The 2,890-nt window shown below is 58.4% G+C and carries 2 protein-coding genes and 1 tRNA gene; all 3 read right to left on the bottom strand.

Annotated features, from left to right (window positions below):
- Positions 1 to 184 precede the first annotated feature (184 nt).
- The gene (locus tag ACVW0C_RS14210; RefSeq protein ID WP_414419384.1) at positions 185 to 1,348 is read right to left on the bottom strand and encodes a pyridoxal-phosphate-dependent aminotransferase family protein; all 1,164 of its coding nucleotides are present in this window, start codon (positions 1,346 to 1,348) and stop codon (positions 185 to 187) included.
- Positions 1,349 to 1,382: 34 nt separating this feature from the next.
- Positions 1,383 to 1,454 (bottom strand) — tRNA-Cys (locus tag ACVW0C_RS14205).
- Positions 1,455 to 1,536: 82 nt separating this feature from the next.
- Positions 1,537 to 2,718 (bottom strand): CO2 hydration protein, encoded by a 1,182-nt coding sequence (locus tag ACVW0C_RS14200; RefSeq protein WP_457386044.1) that lies wholly within the window; start codon positions 2,716 to 2,718, stop codon positions 1,537 to 1,539.
- Positions 2,719 to 2,890: the final 172 nt, after the last annotated feature.

The following is a 2,890-nucleotide window of genomic DNA, read 5'->3' as shown; positions in this document are numbered from 1 at the left end:
CCTGCACAAAGACATCCATCGTCGCGTCCAATTTGGCGGCTTGTGACGGGAACGCCTTGAGCTTACAGGATATGGTCAGGACTTGGCTCATAAGTCCATTGTACTTCATCAAAGCGCATTCCTCCCGGCACTGACCCTACGGGTACAGTGCGGGGCTCCTGCGATTTCTAGCTGAGCTGGGGGCTCAGAAGCCGTGGGCCAATACTTCCTCGGCGGCGCGAGTTCCCGCCCCTGGGGTGAAGTCGCTGTAGCCCACGGTGTGTAAAGCTGACTCCAGAGCAGCCAAGGTCATCAGCACATCGCGGTCGCTGATAAAGCCCAAATGGCCAATGCGGAAGATTTTGCCCTTGAGGTGGTCTTGTCCAGCGGCAAGGGCGATGTCGAAGTGTTTCTTCAAGGTGCTGCGGATGGTGTCAGCGTTGATCCCTTCGGGAGCGAGTACAGCTGTTACCGAAGGACTGGCCGCTGACTCTGGATCAACCAAGAGCTTTAGCCCCAGAGCCTTGACGCCAGCACGGGTGGCCTGGGCCAGCTTGGCATGACGCCGGTAGATGGCTTCCAACCCTTCTGCGCGCATCATGCGCAGGGTAACCTGCAGGGCGTAAAACAGGTTCACCGCCGGTGTAAAGGGAGTGGTGCCTTGGCGCAGGGCCTTTTGCGCCAGCTTAAAGCTCCAGTAGTACTTGGGAAACCTAGAGCGCTCCGTAGCGGCCATGGCCCGCGGGCTGACGGCCACAAATCCCAGCCCTGGTGGGATCATATAGCCCTTCTGGGATCCCGAGGCCACCACATCCAAGCCCCATTCGTCCATTAACACCGGCATTGCCCCCACGCTGGTGACCCCATCCACCAGGACGAGGGCTTCCCCGTGCTCGCGGGCAGCAGCAGCAATGGCTTGGACATCGTTGGCTACGCCGCTGGAAGTCTCCGAGTGGGTGAGGATGACGGCTTTGATGGTTTTTTCCCGGTCGGCAGCCAGCTTTTCTTGGAAGATCTCGACGGGGTAAGGGATCCCCCAGGGGGTTTCCACCCGCTCACACTGAAGGCCAAACTGCTCGGACATTTCCGCCCAGCGCTCCCCAAACTTGCCGTTCACCCCCACCAAAACCCGATCCCCAGGGCTGAGGGTGTTGAGGATCCCGGCTTCCATGGCACCAGTGCCACTGGCGGAAAAGACAAACACATCGGAGGTGGTTTGGTGCAGCCAGCGCAACCCATCGGTGACCTCTTCCAAAATGGCGGTGAACTCTTTGCTGCGGTGCTCGATGGGCCCCCGTGCCATCGCCAGCAGCGCACTCTCGGGAACGGGAGTGGGGCCGGGGATCATCAATATCAGCTTGTCTTTCATGCTTGCCCTGCTTGGGATGCAAGTAAGGTTTAAAAGGTGGCGGCCAGATTCGAACTGGCGCATAGAGGTTTTGCAGACCTCTGCCTTACCACTTGGCTACGCCACCCCATTGCTCAACTGGGCGCAGATATTGTATCCGAAAAGGGGATCCCCCTTCCAGTAACCAAAAGTAGCAGTTCCCAGCTCAGCTAGGCCTCAACCCTTTCTTCCTGCACCTTTAACAGACGGGATCCCAGCAGGCGCTGCAGCCAAGGAGCCAGAAACTTGCGGTTGGCCAACTGCTGCTGGGGATCCTGAGTTTCCAGAGGGAAGGGGGCAAGAGCCCGCAGGGCGGCAGTGGTGACGCAGAACATGGCTTTCTGGAAGCTCAAGCAGATTTTGACCCGCAGATCCTCCTCCCCGCGCAGGTTGCGGCGGTAGTGTTCCCGCAAGCGAGGGGGCAAGTGCCGCATCATGTCCTGCATCAACAGGGTGGGTGGGATCCCGGCGCTCCCCACCGGCAGTGGGTCGGCATACAGGGCCCCATAGGCAAAATCCGCCTGCTCTTGCGGAATCTGACCGGCCTGGGCGTTGTAGGAAACCGTGCCCATAAAGGGAAAGGAGCGGAAAAACACCGCTTCCACATAGGGGATAGCCGTATCTGATAGGAAAGTCAGACCCGCCGAGAGAGGGATGATCTCGTAGCGGCGGCCCCAGATGCAGGGAGCGTAGGTGATAGGCTTGTCGGCAGCTGCCACCAACCCCTGCTGGATGTGAGCCACCACGTCGGGAATGGTGAGGTGGGGTTCTGTCTCAGAGCGCTTGGCCAGCGCCAGGAAAATATCGCTCATCACCCGCCAAAACTGGCCCAAGCCGCTGTACATAGCCAGCATGCGCACCTGTTCCAGAGCAAAGTCGGGAAACAGGATCCCCAAGCCCTGCAAGAAGGGATTGAAGCGGATTTTGGCCCGGATGGCTCTCTTGGCCCGCTCGACAAATTCAGGGGTATCCAGGTAGCGGTCTAGCCCCCCTCCCCCATGCCAGAGCATAGCCTTCATGCAGTATTCGGCAAACTCGTAGTTGATGCGGTCATGCCACAGGTAGCGCAGCCATTTGCCCAGGGTAATCTCGCCGTTGAAATACTTAAACGCCGGGAAGAGCTCCAAAAATTGGTGGTCGGCAATGAAGATCAAGTTGCGAGAATAGGCGTCCAGAACCTCTCCGTAGCTGTGCAGGATCCCGATCACCTCCAGGCGATGGATCTGCGCATCCGGCAAGAGGGCTCCCCCTGCCTCTAGGCGCTGGACAATAGGAGCCAGTTGCAGTTGCTCCAGAGGAGATAAGCCGGCCAGAAAGAAGCAGGAAGGAGCAGGAGCAAGAGTGGCAGTCATGGGAGCAAAAGAAACTCCGTCGATCTCATCAAATCATCAAAAGTCTCATCAAATCATCAAAAGGAAGACAACCCAAAGTAAACTACCCGACCCTGACTGCTTCGCAGTACAGGGCGGGCTTTCGGCAGCCCTGCAGTTGGCAAGCCAACCACGAACCTCTAGGCTGGTTTAC

Source organism: Thermostichus sp. OS-CIW-26 (assembly GCF_054058395.1).
Note: the sequence above shows the minus strand (reverse complement) of the source record. Positions and strands in the feature narration are given on the sequence as shown.